Annotated in this window: 17 protein-coding genes and 1 pseudogene; 7 read left to right on the forward strand and 11 right to left on the reverse strand. The window is 74.4% G+C overall.

Annotated features, from left to right (window positions below; all coding sequences use genetic code 11):
• Positions 1-43 precede the first annotated feature (43 nt).
• Positions 44-1,552 (forward strand): GDSL-type esterase/lipase family protein, encoded by a 1,509-nt coding sequence (locus tag JOF36_RS22215; protein ID WP_307862525.1) that lies wholly within the window; start codon positions 44-46, stop codon positions 1,550-1,552.
• 77 nt (positions 1,553-1,629) lie between these two features.
• Here JOF36_RS22215 and JOF36_RS22220 read toward each other — a convergent pair whose 3' ends face one another.
• Complete coding sequence (locus JOF36_RS22220) at positions 1,630-2,754, reverse strand: NDMA-dependent alcohol dehydrogenase (protein ID WP_307862526.1); 1,125 nt, start codon at positions 2,752-2,754, stop codon at positions 1,630-1,632.
• 129 nt (positions 2,755-2,883) lie between these two features.
• The gene (dprE2, locus tag JOF36_RS22225) at positions 2,884-3,630 is read right to left on the reverse strand and encodes a decaprenylphospho-beta-D-erythro-pentofuranosid-2-ulose 2-reductase (protein ID WP_210030444.1); all 747 of its coding nucleotides are present in this window, start codon (positions 3,628-3,630) and stop codon (positions 2,884-2,886) included.
• Between the two features lie 94 nt (positions 3,631-3,724).
• On the opposite strand from dprE2, the gene JOF36_RS22230 reads away from it, so the two are divergent.
• Positions 3,725-4,573, forward strand: a complete 849-nt coding sequence (locus tag JOF36_RS22230; protein WP_210030447.1) for a shikimate dehydrogenase — start codon at positions 3,725-3,727, stop codon at positions 4,571-4,573.
• Positions 4,574-4,591: 18 nt separating this feature from the next.
• Positions 4,592-5,392: a methyltransferase domain-containing protein gene (locus JOF36_RS22235; protein ID WP_210030449.1), complete on the forward strand. Its 801-nt coding sequence runs from the start codon at positions 4,592-4,594 to the stop codon at positions 5,390-5,392.
• A gap of 19 nt (positions 5,393-5,411) precedes the next feature.
• Here JOF36_RS22235 and JOF36_RS22240 read toward each other — a convergent pair whose 3' ends face one another.
• Entirely contained in the window at positions 5,412-6,014 is a 603-nt protein-coding gene (locus JOF36_RS22240) for a class I SAM-dependent DNA methyltransferase (protein ID WP_307862527.1), read from the reverse strand.
• 25 nt (positions 6,015-6,039) lie between these two features.
• Entirely contained in the window at positions 6,040-6,933 is an 894-nt protein-coding gene (locus JOF36_RS22245) for an RNA polymerase sigma-70 factor (RefSeq protein ID WP_210030451.1), read from the reverse strand.
• A 162-nt stretch (positions 6,934-7,095) separates the two neighbouring features.
• On the opposite strand from JOF36_RS22245, the gene JOF36_RS22250 reads away from it, so the two are divergent.
• The gene (locus tag JOF36_RS22250; RefSeq protein ID WP_210030453.1) at positions 7,096-7,581 is read left to right on the forward strand and encodes a carboxymuconolactone decarboxylase family protein; all 486 of its coding nucleotides are present in this window, start codon (positions 7,096-7,098) and stop codon (positions 7,579-7,581) included.
• A 19-nt stretch (positions 7,582-7,600) separates the two neighbouring features.
• Here the strand turns inward: JOF36_RS22250 and JOF36_RS41680 are convergent, their stop codons facing one another.
• The 3 genes and pseudogenes from JOF36_RS41680 to ilvD all read right to left on the reverse strand — a co-directional run bounded on the left by JOF36_RS41680 (position 7,601) and on the right by ilvD (position 11,226).
• Entirely contained in the window at positions 7,601-8,506 is a 906-nt protein-coding gene (locus tag JOF36_RS41680) for an ACT domain-containing protein (protein ID WP_504739890.1), read from the reverse strand.
• Between the two features lie 87 nt (positions 8,507-8,593).
• Positions 8,594-9,313: pseudogene (locus tag JOF36_RS41685) on the reverse strand (maleate cis-trans isomerase family protein); the annotation flags it as partial.
• A gap of 221 nt (positions 9,314-9,534) precedes the next feature.
• Complete coding sequence (gene ilvD, locus JOF36_RS22260) at positions 9,535-11,226, reverse strand: dihydroxy-acid dehydratase (protein ID WP_210030457.1); 1,692 nt, start codon at positions 11,224-11,226, stop codon at positions 9,535-9,537.
• Positions 11,227-11,401: 175 nt separating this feature from the next.
• Between ilvD and JOF36_RS22265 the strand changes: the two genes are divergently transcribed.
• Positions 11,402-11,902: a L,D-transpeptidase gene (locus tag JOF36_RS22265; RefSeq protein ID WP_210030460.1), complete on the forward strand. Its 501-nt coding sequence runs from the start codon at positions 11,402-11,404 to the stop codon at positions 11,900-11,902.
• Between the two features lie 10 nt (positions 11,903-11,912).
• On the opposite strand, the gene JOF36_RS22270 is transcribed toward JOF36_RS22265, so the two are convergent.
• Positions 11,913-12,590, reverse strand: coding sequence for an alpha/beta fold hydrolase (locus JOF36_RS22270; RefSeq protein ID WP_210030461.1), 678 nt, complete (start codon positions 12,588-12,590; stop codon positions 11,913-11,915).
• Between the two features lie 172 nt (positions 12,591-12,762).
• Between JOF36_RS22270 and JOF36_RS22275 the strand changes: the two genes are divergently transcribed.
• Positions 12,763-13,743, forward strand: coding sequence for an SDR family NAD(P)-dependent oxidoreductase (locus JOF36_RS22275; protein ID WP_210030462.1), 981 nt, complete (start codon positions 12,763-12,765; stop codon positions 13,741-13,743).
• Between the two features lie 22 nt (positions 13,744-13,765).
• Here JOF36_RS22275 and JOF36_RS22280 read toward each other — a convergent pair whose 3' ends face one another.
• Together JOF36_RS22280 and JOF36_RS22285 are read right to left on the reverse strand one after the other, a co-directional pair.
• A complete protein-coding gene (locus JOF36_RS22280) occupies positions 13,766-14,641 on the reverse strand; it encodes an endonuclease/exonuclease/phosphatase family protein (protein ID WP_210030464.1) in 876 nt (291 codons plus the stop codon).
• Positions 14,642-14,667: 26 nt separating this feature from the next.
• Positions 14,668-14,829, reverse strand: a complete 162-nt coding sequence (locus JOF36_RS22285; RefSeq protein WP_210030465.1) for a DUF1059 domain-containing protein — start codon at positions 14,827-14,829, stop codon at positions 14,668-14,670.
• A gap of 124 nt (positions 14,830-14,953) precedes the next feature.
• Here JOF36_RS22285 and JOF36_RS22290 point away from each other — a divergent pair, with 124 nt between their 5' ends.
• Positions 14,954-15,715 carry an AfsR/SARP family transcriptional regulator gene (locus JOF36_RS22290; RefSeq protein ID WP_210030466.1) on the forward strand — a complete coding sequence of 254 codons (762 nt, stop codon included), beginning with the start codon at positions 14,954-14,956 and terminating at the stop codon, positions 15,713-15,715.
• Between the two features lie 73 nt (positions 15,716-15,788).
• Here the strand turns inward: JOF36_RS22290 and JOF36_RS22295 are convergent, their stop codons facing one another.
• On the reverse strand, positions 15,789-17,621 hold the full coding sequence (locus JOF36_RS22295) for a DEAD/DEAH box helicase (protein WP_307862528.1): 1,833 nt from the start codon (positions 17,619-17,621) through the stop codon (positions 15,789-15,791).
• Positions 17,622-17,661 lie beyond the last annotated feature (40 nt).

Consider the following 17,661-nt stretch of genomic DNA (forward strand, 5'->3'; position numbering starts at 1 on the left):
GGCACGATGGCCGCATGCCGTCTCCCGACCTCCCCCGCTGACGGTGCCGGCGCGCCGTTCCCGCCCGAGCCGGCTCCGCGCGCTGGTGCGCGAGGCCCGGTCGTTGCCCACCATGGCGCTCCTGGCCCTGATCGCGGTCGTCGGCGTCCCGCTGGTGATCATGCTGACGCCGGAGAAGCACGTCGAGGTGTTCGGTCAGGACATCGGGGTCGGCGCCCGCGTCCCGCCGCTCTCGCTGTCCGGGCCGGCGCAGATCGTGCAGCTCGGCAACGCCGAGTTCGACCTGACCGAGGTCGAGGTCTACGGCCCGATCCGGCCACGGCTCTCGATCGGGCCGCTCGAGCGCCCGCCCGACAACGGGCCGCTGCTGACCGCGCAGACCGCGGACCGGCCGGGCGGGGTGGCGGGTGCCGTCGAGGACCTCATCGAGGGCTTCGCCACCTGGTACCTGTGGGGCGCGGCCGGCATGGTGCTGGCCGCGCTGCTGGGCAGCGCGCTGATGGCCTGCGCCCGGCTGCTGGTGGCGTTGCGCCGGGCCCACACCCGCCACCGCGCCGTGCACTGGGACGACCACGCCGGTCCGATCGGCCGGATGACGACGATCGCGGTCACCGCGTCCGTGCTGCTCTGGGGCGGGGCCGGGGCCGCCGCGCTGCACGGCACGACCACCGGGCTGGGGAAGGTCACCTCGCTGACCGACCTGGTGGGTGCGACGACGGTCAGCCCGTCCCCGGTGGGGCCGCCGGTCACCGGGGTGAGCGGCGCCGTCATCGGCGACTCGCGGGCCGCGCGGATCGGCGGCCCGCCGGTCGTGGGGCCCGACGGCACCGTCGACCCGGACGACGCCGCGTGCGCCCGCAGCGCCGACTCGGCCGCCGCTCAGCTGTCGCTGCTGCGCGGCGAGCAGGTGCTGAACCTGGCGTGCGCCGGCGCGAGCGTCGCGGCCGGGCTCCGCGGCCCGCAGCTGCGCGAGGGCGTCACGCTGCCCCCGCAGGTCGGCAGGCTCAAGCAGGTGCAGGGCCTGGACTGGGTGTCCGTCGCGGTCGGCCCGAACGACCTGGCCTGGTCGGACTTCCTGCTGTACTGCTACGGGCTCGCCACCTGCGACGACCGGCTCTCCGACGGCGAGTTCGAGGCCCGGCTCGCCGAGTTCGCCCGTGACATCGGGGCGCTGTTCGCCGATCTGGACGCGCTGCCCGCGCGGCCATGGGTCGTCGTCACGCTGTCCTACGACCCGTTCCCCGCGGAGTTCGACCCGACCTGCCCGGACATGCGGGGCCCGATCGGCACACCGGGGCTGGACCAGGAGAAGATCGACCTGCTGGCGGAGCGGAACCGGCGGCTCAACGACGTCCTCGCCGACGGCGCGGCCCGGTACGGGTTCACCACCGCCGCCCCGAACCTGACGCCGCTGTGCGCGGTGTCGGGCGACCGGATGGGCCCGGACCTGCAGGGCCTGAACCGGCCCGATCCCTTCCACCCGACGGCGATCGGCTCGCTCCGGATGGCCGCCTCGACCGCCGCCGCCCTGGCCGTGGCCCGGGAGGACTGAATCCGGCGGTAGGCGGCGCCGGACGTGCGACGGGCCCCGGGACGTCGTCCCGGGGCCCGTCGTGACCGTGCTGTGGATCAGTAGCGGATGACGCCGCGGATGTTCTTGCCGGCGTGCATGTCCTCGTACGCCGTCGCGACCTGGTCGAGGGTGTAGGTGCTCGTGACCAGCTCGTCGAGCTTCAGCGCGCCCGAGCGGTAGAGCTCGAGCTGGCGCAGGATGTCCCAGTTCGGGTTGGACATACCGAACATCGCGCCCTGGATGCGCTTCTGGAACAGCGTCACGTCGGCCAGCGACACCGGCAGCGCCTCGGTGCTGTTGATGTCGCCGAGCGCGGTGACGACGACGGTGCCGGCCTTGCGGATCGACGCCATCGCCTGGCCGACGTGCTCCGGCTTGACCACACCGACGGTGATGATGGCCTGGTCGGCACCCTGGCCGTTGGTGAACTGCTGGGCGAGCTCGGTGGCCTCCTCCATCGACTCCACCGCGTGGGTGGCGCCCATCTGCTGCGCCTTCTCCCGCTTCAGCGCGACCGGGTCGACGGCGATGACCTGCGACGCGCCCGCGTGCGCGGCACCCTGCACGGCGTTGATGCCGATGCCGCCGACACCCATGATGATCGTGGTGTGGCCGGGCTGGACACCGCCGGCGTTCACCGCGGAGCCCCAGCCGGTGCCCACACCGCAGCCGACCAGGCAGGCGACCTCGAGCGGGATGTCGTCGGGAATCTTCACGCACGAGTCCTCGGAGACCAGCGTGGTCTCGCAGAACGTCGAGATGCCGCACATCTGGCCGACCGGGGTGCCGTCGTCGGCCAGCCTCAGCCGGGTGGAGTTCTCCTCCCACCGGGTCCCGGCGAGCAGGCCGGCACCCAGGTCGCACAGGTTCTGCATGCCGCTGGCACACCAGCGGCAGTGGCCACAGGACGGCAGGAAGGAGAAGACGACGTGGTCGCCCTCCTTGAGGCCCTTCTTGTTCGTCCCGGCCTTCGTCACGATGCCGGAGCCCTCGTGGCCGCCGGCGAAGGGGTAGGTGCCGACCGGGATGTCACCGGTCGCGATGTGGTCGTCGGAGTGGCACAGGCCCGACGCCACCATCTTGACCTCGATCTCGCCCGGTCGCGGGTCGTCGATCTCCAGGTCCACGACCTCGAACTTGCCCGGTGCGCTCCGGATCACGGCTCCGCGCGTGTGTCCCACTGCTGTCCTCCTGGACGTCGTCGTCACCACTGGGGATGCGCACGCGACCATATGACCACCGTCACCACAGCGGAAGTGCCACACACCGAATGCGGGACGTGGCGTGGCAGTCGAAGGTCCAGGTACCCCCTAACGGGGCATCCGGCGCCAGAGCGGCCGGGGCAGCAGCCGCAGCGCCGTGAACAGCAGCCGGAGCGCACCCGGGACCCAGACGTCGGCGTTGCCCCGGCCCCTGCGGACCGCCCGCACCGTGGCGTCGGCCACCTGATCCGAAGTCGAGGACAGCGGGGCCGGGCTCATCCCCGTCGTCATCCGGCCGATCACGAACCCGGGCCGGATCAGCACCAGACGCACGCCGGATCCGTGCAGGGCGTCCGCGAGACCGGAGGCGAACCCGTCGAGGCCGGCCTTCGCGCTGCCGTAGACGTAGTTCGCCCGGCGCACCCGCACGCCGGCCACCGAGGAGTAGACGACCAGCGTCCCGCTCCCCTGTGCCCGCAGTACCTGCGCCAGCTCGGTGAGCAGGTGCACCTGGGCGAGGTAGTCCGTGTGCACGATCGCCGCCGCGTGCGCGGCGTCGGTCTCCGCACGCGCCTGGTCACCGAGGATCCCGAACGCGACGACGGCGACGTCGATCCGCCCGTGCCGGGCGAGCACCTCGTCGAGCAGCGGGCGGTGGCCGGCCAGGTCGTCGGCGTCGAACTCCGCGGTCTCGGCCACCGCACCGGCCGCGCGCACCCGCGCGGTCTCGGCGTCGAGGTCGTGCGCCCGGCGCGCGGCCAGCACCACGGTGTCCGCATCCCGCCCGGCCAGCCGCTCGGCCACCGCCACCCCGATCTCGCTCCGTCCACCCAGGACCAGCACCGTTCGCTCCACCCGACCAGGGTGGCAGCCGCCCCGTGCGGCCCGTCCGCTCGGCCGTGCAGGAGCCGTCCCGACCCGCCCGGACGCAGCCCCGCATACTGCGGGGGTGACAACCCGGACCACCCCCGCCCGCCGTGCCGCCGTGCTCGGCTCGCCGATCGCGCACTCGCTGTCCCCCGCCCTGCACAACGCCGCCTACGCCGCGCTGGGCCTCGACGGCTGGCACTACGACCGGTACGAGGTGGACGCGGCGGGCCTGGCCGGGTTCGTCGCCGGGCTCGGCCCCGAGTGGGCCGGGTTGTCGCTGACCATGCCGCTCAAGCGGGTGCTGCTCGACGTCGCCGACCACGTCGCCCCGGGTGCCGCGGCGATCGGTGCCGGGAACACCCTGGTGTTCGGCCCGGACGGCAGCAGCGCGCACAACACCGACGTCACCGGGATCGCCGAGTCCCTGCGCGCGGCCGGGGCGGGCAGCGGACGCGCGGTGATCCTCGGGGCGGGCGGGACCGCGCAGGCCGCCGTCGCCGCGCTGCACGACCTGGAGGCCGACGAGATCGACATCCTGGTCCGTGACGCCGGCCGGGCCGACGACCTGCTCGCGACCACGGCGCGCCTGGGCGCCGAGGCACGGGTGCACGCCGTGCTCACCGACCCGGCCGCCACCGCGGGCCTGCTCGACGGCGCCGACGTCGTGGTCTCCACGCTGCCCGCCGGGGTCGCCGACCCGCTCGCCGGTGCCCGCTGGCGTCCCGGCACCGTGCTGCTCGACGCCGTGTACGCGCCGTGGCCGACGGTCGTCGCCGGCGGTGCCGCCGCGGCCGGGGCGACGATCGTGTCCGGGCTGGAGATGCTGCTGCGCCAGGCCGTCGCCCAGGTGGAGCTGATGACCGGGCGCACGGGTCCGGAGGCGGCGATGCGCGAGGCCCTGGACGCCGCGGTGCTCGCCCGGAACTGAGTACGGCACGCTGTCACCGTGCCCCGCGACACCTACACCCACGGTCATCCCGACGTCGTCGTCCGCTCGCACGCCGCCCGCACCGCGGTGAACTCGTGCGGCTACCTGCTGCCACACCTGCGCCCCGGTACCAGCCTGCTCGACGTCGGCTGCGGCCCCGGCAGCATCACCGCCGACCTGGCCGAGCGGGTGGCGCCCGGACGGGTCCGCGGCGTCGAGGTCGTCCCCGAGCCCCTCGACAAGGCCCGCGCGGGAGCCGAGCAGCGCGGTGTGCCGGTGGAGTTCGCCCTCGACGACGCCTACGCACTGTCCGATCCGGACGACACCTGGGACGTCGTGCACGCCCACCAGGTGCTGCAGCACGTCTCCGACCCGGTCGCCGTGCTGCGCGAGCTGCGCCGGGTCGCCCGGCCGGGCGGGATCGTCGCGGTCCGGGACGCCGACTACGCCGGCTTCCACTGGTGGCCGCACGACCCGCGACTGGACCGCTGGCTCGAGCTCTACCGGGCGGTGGCCCGCGGCAACGACGCCGAGCCCGACGCCGGACGACGGCTGCTGGGCTGGGCGCACGCCGCGGGCTTCACCGAGGTGACCCCGTCGGCGTCGGTGTGGTGCTACGCGACCCCCGGCGAGCGCGCGGCCTGGGGCGGGATGTGGGCGGACCGGGTCCACACCGCTGTCGGGCGCTCGGCCCTCGAGCGCGGGCTGACGGATCCGTCCGAACTGGACGGGATCTCGCAGGCGTGGCGGGAGTGGGCCGCGCACCCGGACGGCTGGTTCGTCGTCCCGCACGGCGAGCTGCTCTGCCGGGTTCCCTAGGCCCGGGAGCCGGCGCCGGTCAGCGGCGGCGGTGCAGGGCGACGAGGTAGTCACCGCCGTCGTACGGGTCGCGGTGCCAGGTGGCCCAGCGCTGCTGCGGCTCCAGGCCCGCGGCGGCGCACCAGCCGTCGTACTCCTCGGGGGTGGGCCAGCCGGGCCGCAGTGAGAACCCGGCCAGCAGCAGCCCGCCCGGGCGCAGGTGCCGGGCACATCCGGCGACCACACCGGACCGGTCGGACGCGTACGGGATCACGTTGCCCGCCAGCACGACCAGCCCGAACCGGTCGGGCAGGTCGAGGTGTTCGAGGCCGACCGCCTCCCAGCGCAGCCCGGGCGCCTTGGCCCGCGCCGCGGCGATCATGTCGGGGTCCGGGTCCACACCGGTCACGGCGATCCCGCGGCGGTCGAGCTCGATCGCGACCCGGCCGGTGCCGCAGCCGCCGTCGAGCACCGGGCCGTCCTCGAGCAGCGCCTGCACGAGTCCCGCCTCCCCGTGCGGGTCGTGGCCCGCCTCGGCCATCGCCGCCCACCGGGCGTCGTAGGCGTCGAGGTCGACCCGGTCCTTCCAGGCCGCCCAGTCGGAGGGCAGGTTTCCCGCTTCGGCTCGCTGTTCGTCGGGCACGCACCGCAGCGTAGGCGCCCCGGACTCAGCGCCCCAGTGCGGTCACGCGGTCCATGCGGGCGAGCTTCTCGGGGTTGCGCACGGCGTAGAGCCCGGTGACACGGCCGTCGTCGATGCGGACCGTCAGCACGCTGTCGAGCTCGCCGTCGAGCCGCAGGACCAGCGCCGGATGGCCGTTGACCTGCACCGGGTGCAGCGACACCGACGCGCCGGCCAGCTTGCCGAGCCCGCCGGTCAGCACGCGTGCCACCCGGTCGGCGCCGGTGACCGGCCGCGGGATCGCCTTCTTGATCCCACCGCCGTCGCCCACCAGGACGACGTCCGGGGCGAGCACGTCGAGCAGGCCCTGCAGGTCGCCGGTCTCGACCGCGCGCCGGAACGCCTCGATCGCGGACCGGGCCTCGTCCCGCGACGACGCGCCACCGCGCGGTCTGCGCGCGGCGACGTGTGCCCGCGCCCGGTGGGCGATCTGCCGGACGCCGGCGGGATTCCTGCCGACCGCCTCGGCGATCTCGTCGTACCCGAGGGCGAACACGTCGCGCAGCACGAACACCGCCCGCTCGGTCGGCGCGAGGGTCTCCAGCACCAGCAGCATCGCCATCGAGACGCTCTCGGCGAGCTCGACGTCATCAGCCACGTCGGACGCGGTCAGCAGCGGCTCGGGCAGCCAGGAGCCGACATAGGACTCCTTGCGCCTGCCGAGGGTCCGCAGCCGGGTCAGCGCCTGACGGGTGGTGATGCGGACCAGGTAGGCGCGGGAGTCCCGCACCACGGCGAGATCGACGTCCGCCCAGCGCAGCCACGTCTCCTGGAGGACGTCCTCGGCGTCGGCGGCCGAGCCCAGCATCTCGTAGGCGACGGTGAACAGCAGGTTGCGATGGGTGAGGAACTCCGCGGTCGCGGCCGGCTCGACGGGCACGGTCGACTCCTCTCGTTCGCGTCACCATCCGACGCCGGGCGCGGCCGATCCGTGACAGCCGCCCGGCGTGTCCTGCGTCACACCCCGACCCTGTCACGCGTTCCGGGTCACCGGGGTCTCGTGGTCGTCCGACATACCCGAGACACGAGTGAGGACGAGACCATGGACACCCGATTCGATCTGTTCGGCAACCAGCTCGCCGGCACGTTCGCCAAGCGGTTCGCCGGCGCCGCCCTGGTGCTCGAGCAGTCACCGCTGCCCCGGACCACCCGGGAGCTGGTGTCGCTGCGCGCCAGCCAGATCAACGGCTGCGGCTTCTGCGTCGACATGCACACGAAGGAGGCGACGGCGGCGGGCGAGAGTCCGGCCCGGCTGAACCTGGTCGCGGCCTGGCGCGAGGCCGTCGGGTTCAGCGAGGCCGAACGCGCCGCGCTCGCGCTGACCGAGGAGGGGACCCGGCTCGCCGACGCCCACCAGGGCGTCTCCGACGAGACCTGGGCCCGGGTCCGTGAGCACTACGACGACGACGGGGTCGCCGCGCTGCTCTGCCTGATCGCCATGGTCAACGCGGCGAACCGGCTCAACGTGATCGCACGGACCCCGGCGGGTTCCTACGAGCCCGGCATGTTCGCCGCCGTGCTGCGCTGACCCGCCCGGCCGGCTCCGGTCAGGCCGCGATGGCGGTGGTGAGCTTGCGCCGCAGCCATTCGGCCAGCCGGTGCCCCCGGTACTGCGGGTGGACCATGACGACCGGTTCCGGCACTGCCGCCGGGTCCGACTCCTCGGTCTGCGGGCGCGAGCCGGCCGCGACCAGGGTGCCGTCCGCGGTGCGTACCACCATGCAGGCACCGCCGGGCGGGAGCAGCACGGCACGCAGATCGGCCGTGGTCCACTCCACATCGGACGGTGCACCGTCCGGACGCGCGTCCAGGCAGGCCCGCACCAGCGTGTCCAGCTCGGCGAACTCGGCACCGGTGGCCGGGCTCGCGACGAGCTCCGTACCGTCGGGCAGCAGCACCTCGTAGGCCGTGCGGCCCGCGTCCGCGGTCGCGGCCCGCACGAACGCCTCGGCCCGGGCCCGCTCGGTGACCGTGAACGGAGCCCACTGCCGCCGGGCGACCATCCGGGGCTCGAGCGGCGTCGGCAGCACGAGCGCGTGCTCGTCGTCCGGCGCCGTCCCGGCCGGTGCGACGTCGATCTCGTCGGCGCGCAGCAGCGCGGCCAGCCCCTCGAGCAGACCCGCGGCGTCCCGTCCGCGGCAGCCGGCGACCAGGTCCAGCGCCCGGGTGGGGCCGTCGACCAGCTCGTGCGGGTCGGCCGGCACCACCCGGACCGCGTCCGGACCGGCGGTGTTCAGCGCGCCGCGGATCACGGCGACGAGCCGGGCCGCGCTCAGCGTGCCGCCCACCAGCATCTCGTCGACGACCGAGCGGGAGTCCTGCCCGTGCACCGACAGCGACAGGATGTTGCCGCCCGCGTCGGCGACGGCGGCGGTCAGCCGGGCCAGCGCGCCGGACTCGTCGGGCATCCGGACCCGGACCTTGTGCAGCGACGGGAGCCCGGCGCCGTCCATCTCGTCGGGATCCGCAGGCAGGTCGGTCGTGTCTCCCGGCGCCACGACCCGCAGGACCGGGCGGTCGCCGGGCGCCCGGCGCTCGATCAGCGCCTGGCCCGGGCCGACCGCGGACAGGCCCGCCGCGGACAGCGCGGCCCACATGGTGACCTGGTTCGCGGTGAGGACCGGCTTGCCGAGCTCGCGCTCGAGCCGGGCGATCACGTCGTAGGTGGGCAGGTTGGTGCAGGAGACGAAGACCGCCTCCGCATCCGGGTGGTCGGCCGCCCGCACCGCGCGGACCACCTCGGCCGGCGACACGTGCCAGATGTGGCCGAGCAGGCCGAGCCCGTGCCTGCTCACCGTGCCGACGCCGTGCGCGGCGAGGAACCCCTCGAGCTTGTCGGTCAGGTCGTCGACGTAGGGCGTCGCGAGGGCGAGCCGGTCCACGCCGAGCGCGGTGCAGGCCTCGACCAACGATCCCGCGGTCGTGACCGCCTGCGGCGCACCGGCATCGCGGATGACCGCGCGCAGCGCCCGCTCACCCTCCGCGCCGCCGACGAAGCTGCCCGACGTGCACGAGTAGGCCACCACACCCGGTTCGGGCAGCAGCACGTCCTGCACGGCCCGGCGCACCATCTCCGGGTCCGAGACCAGGCGGGCCTGGCCCGCGTCGGCCGGGATCGCGACGAACGGCGTCCGGGTGACGTGCAACGACGTCGGTTCCGGCACCCATCGCCACATCTCACGGTCCTGGGCGAAGTCGTACGGGACGACGACGCCGACACCGGGCCCGCCACGGGTTTCGGGGAACAGCTGCTCATCCATGCCGGCCTCCACAGCACACACGCTCACCGCCCGCCGATTTCGCAGGGGATCACGCCAGTCTCAAAAGGGTGGTGGACGTCCGCCGGAGGCTGTGGGTTCCGTCTCCCCGTCAGTACACGTAGGCCTGTTCGGAGGAGAGGTGTGCTTGCCCATTCTCGATCGTCCCGCCCCGCAATATGCCATACGAGCGCGGCACCACGCATCCACCCTCCGCGGTGGGGTCAGAGGCAGACCGCGCCGTCGGCGGCGGACGAGACGAGCTTGGCGTACTTCCCCAGTACCCCGCGCCGGTTGGTCGGCTCCGGGCGCACCCAGTCCGCGCGCCGGCGCTCCAGCTCCTCACCGGACACCCCGAGGTCGAGGGTGCGGGCCTTCATGTCCAGGGTGATCGTGTCGCCGTCGCGGACCAGCGCGATCGGGCCGCCGTCGGCAGCCTCCGGAGCGACGTGCCCGACGCACAGCCCGGTCGTCGCACCGGAGAACCGGCCGTCGGTCACCAGCAGCACGTCCTTGCCCAGCCCGGCCCCCTTGATCCGGCCGGTGACCGCCAGCATCTCGCGCATCCCGGGCCCGCCGCGCGGCCCCTCGTAGCGGATCAGCACGATCGTGCCGGGCCCGATCTCCCCCTCGTCGACGGCGTCGAGCGCGCCCTGCTCGCCGTCGAAGACCCGGGCGGTGCCGGTGAAGGTGGTCGCGTCGAACCCGGCCGACTTGACGACGGCCCCCTCCGGTGCGAGCGAACCGCGCAGGATCGTGATGCCGCCGGTCGGGTGGATCGGGTTCGCCAGGTCGTGGACGACGGTGCCGTCGAGCGCCGGCGGGTCGAGCTCGGCGAGGTTCTCGGCGACGGTCCGCCCGGTGACGGTGAGCGCATCGCCGTGGATGAGCCCGGCGTCGAGCAACGCCTTCATCACGACCGGGATCCCGCCGACCTGGTCGACGGCGTACATGAGGTGCTGCCCGAACGGTTTGACGTCGGCCAGGTGCGGCACCCGGTCACCGACCCGGTTGAAGTCGTCGAGGTTCAGGGCGACACCGGCCTCACGTGCGATCGCCAGCAGGTGCAGCACCGCGTTGGTGGACCCGCCGAACGCCATGACGACGGCGATCGCGTTCTCGAACGCCTCCTTGGTCAGCACCGAGCGGGCGGTCAGCCCCCGCGCGATCATCCCGACCGACGCCTCGCCCGATGCCCGGGCGACGCCGTCGCGACGCCGGTCGACGGCGGGCGGGCTGGCCGAGCCGGGCAGCGCCATCCCGAGCGCCTCGGCCGCGGCCGCCATCGTGTTCGCGGTGTAGAAGCCGCCGCACGCACCCTCGCCCGGGCACATCGCCCGCTCCAGGGTGTCCACCTCGTCCGCGGTGATCAGGCCGCGGGCACACGCGCCGATCGCCTCGAAGGCGTCGCCGATGTTGACCTCCCGGTCCCCCACCCGGCCCGGCATGATCGATCCCGCGTAGACGAACACGCCGGCGAGATCGAGTCGCGCCGCGGCCATCAGCATCCCGGGCAGCGACTTGTCGCAGCCGGCGAGCAGGACGGTGCCGTCGAGCCGCTCCGCCTCGACGACCGTCTCCACCGAGTCGGCGATGATCTCCCGGCTGACCAGCGAGTAGTGCATGCCCCGATGGCCCATGGAGATCGCGTCGGAGACCGAGATCGTGCCGAACTCCATCGGGTACCCGCCGGCGGCGTGCACGCCCTCCTTGGCCGCCGTCGCGAGCCGCTGCAGCGACAGGTTGCACGGGGTGATCTCGTTCCAGGAGGACGCGATCCCGATCTGTGGCTTGGCGAAGTCGTCGTCGCGCATGCCGACGGCCCGCAGCATCGACCGGGCGGCGGTCGCCCCGAGTCCGTCGGTGACCTGGTGGCTGCGCGGCTTCTGTGTGGCGTTCGGTCGCGTGGTGGTCATGACGCACTCCTCGTCTCTCGGTCGTCCGGGGTCGCCCGATCCTCTCGCAGAACGACCACCGGGGCCGGTTGCCCGCCGAAACTGATCCCCCGATCGGCCGTAACCGTCGCGGCGCGTAACCGTTGATCACTTCGACCCGCCTGCCGTTCACCCGTGAGAGGACCGCCTCGCAGCCATGGCGCACACGAACCGTTCGATCCCCCGCACCACGCGTCGTACCCGCAGGCGGCGCGCCCTGGCCGGCGCCTCGGCCGTGCTCCTGATCGGGCTGGGGACCGCGGGGACGGCGCTGGCGACGTCGTCCGACGAGGCGGACGGGACGGACGGGACGCCGTGCTCGGCCGCCGCGCGGGCGTGCGTGGACCTGGAGAACCACCAGGCCTGGCTGATGGAGGACGGCCGGGTCACCCTCGGGCCGGTCGAGGTGAGTCACGGCGGGCAGGGCACCGAGACCCCGACCGGTGACTTCGAGGTCTACGCGAAGGAGAAGGACCACTACTCGGCCGAGTACGACGGTGCCCCGATGCCGTGGTCGGTGTTCTTCGCACCGGGCGGGATCGCCTTCCACGAGGGCGACCGGGACGCGGCGTCGGCCGGCTGCGTGCGGCTCAAGAGCAAGGACGCGACCGTCTTCTTCGGGAACCTGTCGATGCACGACCGGGTCGAGGTCCGGTAGCGGCTCGTACCTACGGGCCCGCGGCGGTGACGAACGGGTACAGAGCCGCCGCGAGCCCTCGCGGGTGCGTCAGCGGCACCATGTGGGCGGCCTCGGGCACGGTGGCGATCACGGCGTGCCCGGAGCGGTCGGCCAGCCGGTCGAGCCAGGCCGGCGGGCAGATGTGGTCGCGGGCCCCGCGGACCAGCAGGATCGGGCAGCCCAGCGCCGCGACCGTGTCGTCGAGCCGGTGGCGACGGGCCGCGTCCATCGCCCGGGCGAAACTGATCATTCCGCTGTAGGTGTAGTCCCGCAGCAGGTACGGGACCTGCCAGAGCGGCTCCCGGCGCACCGTGCGGGTCCACCGCCGGACCAGCGCGCTCCACGGCCGGGCCGCGGGATCACCGGTCGGCCCCACCAGCACCAGCGCCGCCACCCGGCCGGGGGCGCTGCGGGCCACCTCGGCGACGACCTGGCAGCTCGCCGAGTGCCCGAGCAGGACCGCCCTGCCGATCCGGAGCTCGTCCAGCCGGGCGATCAGCTGCTCGGCCGAGGCCCGCGGATCCAGGGCGCTCCCCCGGGGTGCCGGGACGCCGTACGCCGGCAGGGCGATCGCCGCCGCGGCCTGCCGCGGGTCGCGCCCTGGGTCCAGCCGCGCGAGTGTCGGTTCCCAGCCGCGGACCGACAGTCCCAGCCCGGGGACCGCCACGCAGCGCACCGGCGACCGGTGCGTCGTCCGCAGGAGGTCGGGCGGCCGGAGCCGGGACGGGAGCCGCAACCGTCCCCCTCCCCCGGCGTCGGGCCGACGCCGCGTCCGGAGAACCTACGCCACACGCGCGAACACACCGGCATCACCGGCGCGCCGGCGGGCACTCGGGGTCATGACCGATTACCAGAGCGCCACTCGAAACGGCCCGCCGAACGCCCGTCCGGTCGCCATGGTCACCGGAGCCAGCCGCGGGTTGGGTTTCCTGCTCGCCCGCGAGTTCGCCGACCGCGGCTACGACCTGGTCGTCTGTGCCCGCGACGGCCTCGACCCGGCCCGCGCCGACCTGGCCCGGCACGGGACTCAGGTCCTGGCTCTCGAGGCCGACGTCAGCGAGCCGGCGGATGCGGCGCGGCTGGTCGCCGAGACCGAGCGCCGCTTCGGCAGGCTCGACGTGCTGGCCACCAACGCGGGAGTGATCCAGGTCGGGCCGGCCGCCGAGATGCGGATCGCGGACCACGAGCACGCCATGGACGTCATGTTCTGGGGCGTGGTGCACACCGTGCACGCCGCCCTGCCGCTGCTGCGCCGGCACCACGGGCGGCTGCTGGCGGTGACCTCGATCGGCGGGAAGCTGCCCGCCCCGCACCTGCTGCCCTACAGCGCGGCCAAGCACGCCGCCGTCGGGTATGCCGAAGGGCTGCGGGTGGAGGCCGCCCGGCTCGGCATCGGGGTGACCGTCGCCGTGCCCGGCCTGATGCGGACCGGATCGACGCGCAACGCGCTGTTCGCCGGTGACGACCCGGCCGCCGAGCGGCGCTGGTTCACCCTCGCCGCGAGCACGCCCGTGCTGTCGATGGACGCCGAACGCGCCGCGCGACGCCTGGTCACGGCCACCCTGCGCGGGCGGGCCGAAATGATCCTCACGCCGGCGGCCAAGCTCGGCGTACGGGTGCACGCACTCGCTCCCGGGCTCACGATGCGCACCGCGGCGGCGGTCGAGCGGCTGCTGCCCGGCCCGCTCACGCTGAACGGCGGCGGTGCCCGCCCCGAGCCCGGCCATTCCACCGGCCGGCAGCCGGGCTGGTTCGCCCGCCTGACCCGGCTGGACCGCGACGCCGCCCACCGCTGGCACGAGCTGGACGATCCGGCCTGACGGCGTGTCGCCGGCTCGGGGCCTACTGCACGAAGCCGTCGGCGAACGTGCCCGGTGGCCGGTCGGGCAGCGCGAGGTCGGCCACGATCCCCAGATGATCACTGGGCGGCGTCGAGGCACCGCCGGTGAAGGCGCGTTCGCAGGCGTCGACGCGCAGTGTCGGGCCGTGGATCGTGCCACGGACCAGGACGTGGTCGATCCGGCGCGGCCGGACCAGCGGCATGTCGCCGGCCGCGACGAGCGGGTTCGCGGGATCGAAGGTGGCGCCGGGCTCGTCGGGATGGGCGCTCTCCCAGGCGTCGTGATAGCAGACGCTCACCCCCTCGAGCGACTGACGGCCGGTGAGGAACCGGATGCTGGCGGCGTCGGGCGTCGCGTCGAGGTCCCCGAGCAGCACGGCGTGTGCCTGCCGGTCCTGCACCAGGCGCTCCACGAGCTCCGCCGTCGCGACGGCCTGCAGCTCACGCTCCCGCTCGAAGCCGAGCTGCCAGCAGGGCTTGTGGTGGACCACCAGCAGCGCCCCGAGCCCCGGGACCTCCAGCTCGCCGACGACCGCACCGCCCCAGGTGAACGTCCGGGCACGCGGTGTCACGTCGAGATCGAGCCGGTGCAGCCGGGTGAACGGCCACCGGCTCGCGAGCACCGCGGCGGGGCCGTCCTCGGCGACGGCGGGGTGCGGGGCGAGGTGGTAGGCGGGGCCGAGCAGCTCGGCCGCGTCGTTCACGTCCCCGTCGAGCCGGACCTCCTGCAGCGCGACGACGTCCGGGGCCAGGTGCCGCAGCTCCTCACGGACGGCCGCCAGCCGGGACCGCCCGTCGGCGTACCGGGACGACAGGACGTTCAGGGTGACGAGCCGTATCCGGCCCGAGCTCGCAAAGTCCGGCTCCCGGCGGTCCATGGCCCGCCACCTTACCCAGCACGCACCTACGGCACGAGTTCGATCCAGCCCCGGATGACGTCGGGCGTGACCTGGTCGGCCAGCTCGGGGTGGGTATCGGTGACGTGGCGCTGCACCGTGCGGACCAGCGTCTCCTCGTCGTCCTCCCGTGCGTGGTACCCGCACTCACAGCTCACCTGACGTTGCATGACGGCTCCTCGTGGCTCGGCGTCGAGCGCGGCGATGGTTCGAATTGATGAGATGCACAGTGTCCGCGGTGCCCGTTGCGGGATCGGTGTCGCAACGTTGCCGAGACCTTGCCACCGTGGGTGGGTGCGCATCCAGCTGCATGGCCAGTTCACGGTGGAGGTCGACGGTGCGGCGGTCGACCGGCGCCTGCCGGGGCGCCGGGCACGGCTGCTCGTCGCCTACCTGGCGGCGCACCAGCGCTCGGCGACCGACCGCACCACGCTGCTCGAGGTGCTGTGGCAGCCCGGGTGTCCCGGCCCCGGTGCCGGCCGCGTCTTCGACTCGATGCTGTCCAAGACGCGCACGACGCTCGCCCCGGCCGAGATCCGGGGCCGCAGCAGCCTCCGGCTGGTCCTCCCGCCCGGCGGGCTGATCGACTCCGAACGTGCCGTCTCCGCCCTGCACGAGGCCGAGTCCGCGGCAGGCCGCGGCGACTGGCGCCGGGCCTGGACCCAGGCGCTCAGCGCGCTGTTCGTGCTCCAGCGGGAGTTCCTGCCCGGGGTCGACACGGAGTGGACGGCCGGGCGCCGCGCCGAGGCGCACCTGGCCCACACCCGTGCGACCGCCTGCTACGCCGAGGCCTGCCTCCGGCTGGGCGGCGCGGAGCTGGCGAGCGCGGAGCGGTCCGCACGCCGGCTGGTCGAGGCCGACCCGCTGGGTGAGCGCGGTTATCTGCTGCTGATGCGCGCGCTGGCCGCCCGCGGCGACCGGGCCGCCGCGCTGACCGTGTTCGAGCATCTGCGGTGCCGGCTCCGGGACGAGCTCGGGGTGTCACCCGGCCCTGCGGCCACCGGGCTGCACCGCGGCCTCCTCGGAACATCCGAGCCGCGGCCCGTTCCGCACTGAGATCCCCCCGGATACACCGACGGGGCACCCCGCGCGCCGCAGCGTCGCGCGGGATGCCCCGTCGGGTGTGGACTCAGGCGTCGGCGTTGTCCCGGTCGCGCCGGACGTTCGCCTTGCGGCCCTTCAGCGTGGTCGCGCCGCGCAACGAACGCAGCACGTCCTCGGCGGCGTGCTCGGGAACCTCGACCAGCGCGTGCCGCTCGTGGATCTGGATGGCACCGATGTCGCGGCCGGACAGCCGCGACTCGTTGGCCAGCGCACCCACGATGTCCTGCGGGCGGATGCCCGAGGAACGGCCCGCGGAGACGAACAGCCGGGTGGTGCCGGCCTTCGGGGGGCGGGCACCCTGGCCACGCGCACCACCGGGACCGGGACGGCCGTCGCGGTCCCGGCGCGGGCCGCGGTCACCGCCCATGCCGCGCTCCCCGCCGCTGCGCGCGCGGACCTGCGGGATCTCGACCTCGTCGTCCGGCACGGAGGTGCCGGCCCGGGCCATCCGGATCGACGCGGCGGCGACGGAGGCCAGGTCGTGGTCACGGGCGAGCTCGAGCACGAGCTCGTCGACCCCGTCACCGGACGCGGAGTCCGCGACGTCGGAGTCGGCCCCGATCTGGTCGCGCAGCGCCAGCGCGGTGCGGGCCAGCCGCACCGAACGCAGGTCGTCCGGCGTCGGCACGGGTGCACTCGGGACGGACTGACCGATCAGCCGCTCGATGTTGCGCAGGTGGCGCACCGAACCCGGGGTGACCAGGGTGATCGCGACGCCCTCGCGCCCGGCGCGGCCGACCCGGCCGATCCGGTGCACGTAGGACTCGGGCGACGACGGTACGTCGTGGTTGACGACGTGGGTCAGCGACTCGATGTCCAGGCCGCGGGCGGCGACGTCGGTGGCGACCAGCAGGTCGGTGCGACCGGCGCGCAGGCGCTCGACGACGCGGGTCCGGTGCTCCTGGTCCATGCCGCCGTGCAGCGCCTCGGCGCGCAGGTTGCGCGCGGTGAGGGTCTCGGTGACGGCGTCGACGTCGGCGCGGGTGCGGCAGAACACGATCGCCGCGGTCGGCTGCTCCATCTCGAGCACCCGGCCCAGCGCGACCGTGACGTGGCTGCGCGGCACGTGGTACGCGGTCTGGCGGACCTTCGGGGCCTCACCCTCCGGCGTCGCCTCCCGCTTGATGCGGATGTCGGCCGGGTCGGTCAGGTGCGTGCGCGCCAGGCTCTGGATGCGGCCCGGCATGGTCGCCGAGAACAGCACCGTCTGCCGGCCCTCGGGCGTCGAGCCGAGGATGGTCTCGATGTCCTCGACGAAGCCCATGTCGAGCATCTCGTCGGCCTCGTCCAGGACGGCGACCTCGATCGCGGCCAGCGACAGCGCGCCACGGTTGATCAGGTCGATCGCCCGGCCGGGGGTGGCGACGACGACGTCGACGCCGCGGCGCAGCTGGCCCAGCTGCGGGCCGATCGGGGCGCCGCCGTAGACGGTGGCGACGCTCGCGCCGACCTCCGAGCCGTACTTCGTGATCGCCTCGCCGACCTGCATGGCGAGCTCACGGGTCGGGGCGAGCACCAGGCCGAACGGCTTGGGGCCGCGCTCGCGGGTGGTGCGGCCGTCGGCGAGGCGCTGCAGCATCGGCAGGGCGAACGCGGCGGTCTTGCCGGTGCCGGTGGCGGCCTGCCCGAGCAGGTCGCGCCCGGCGATGAGCGGGCCGACCGCGGCGGCCTGGATCGGGCTCGGGGTCTCGTAGCCGAGCCGGGCCAGCGTGGCCAGCAGCTTCGGGGCCAGGCCCAGGTCTGCGAAGGTGGGGCCGGCGGGCTTCTCGGGGGGCGTGTCCACCGTGTTCTCGTCGGTGGTCTCCACCGTGTTCTCGTCGGTGGGCAGGTCGGGGTGCTGTTCCAGCAGGGTGTTCACTCGGTCCTCAGGTCGCGCAGGGGGTGCGCCTCGTCGTCGG

The organism is Pseudonocardia parietis, from assembly GCF_017876315.1.
Classification (GTDB): Bacteria; Actinomycetota; Actinomycetes; order Mycobacteriales; family Pseudonocardiaceae; genus Pseudonocardia; species Pseudonocardia parietis.

Excerpts from the sequence above, each read along its gene's own strand:
- JOF36_RS22275 (WP_210030462.1), top strand. The coding sequence starts at position 12,763 with ATGACCGATTACCAGAGCGCCACTCGAAACGGCCCGCCGAACGCCCGT.
- JOF36_RS22250 (WP_210030453.1), top strand. The coding sequence starts at position 7,096 with ATGGACACCCGATTCGATCTGTTCGGCAACCAGCTCGCCGGCACGTTC.
- JOF36_RS22280 (WP_210030464.1), bottom strand. The coding sequence starts at position 14,641 with ATGGACCGCCGGGAGCCGGACTTTGCGAGCTCGGGCCGGATACGGCTC.
- JOF36_RS41680 (WP_504739890.1), bottom strand. The coding sequence starts at position 8,506 with ATGGACGGCGCCGGGCTCCCGTCGCTGCACAAGGTCCGGGTCCGGATG.
- JOF36_RS22285 (WP_210030465.1), bottom strand. The coding sequence starts at position 14,829 with ATGCAACGTCAGGTGAGCTGTGAGTGCGGGTACCACGCACGGGAGGAC.
- JOF36_RS22265 (WP_210030460.1), top strand. The coding sequence starts at position 11,402 with ATGGCGCACACGAACCGTTCGATCCCCCGCACCACGCGTCGTACCCGC.
- ilvD (WP_210030457.1), bottom strand. The coding sequence starts at position 11,226 with ATGACCACCACGCGACCGAACGCCACACAGAAGCCGCGCAGCCACCAG.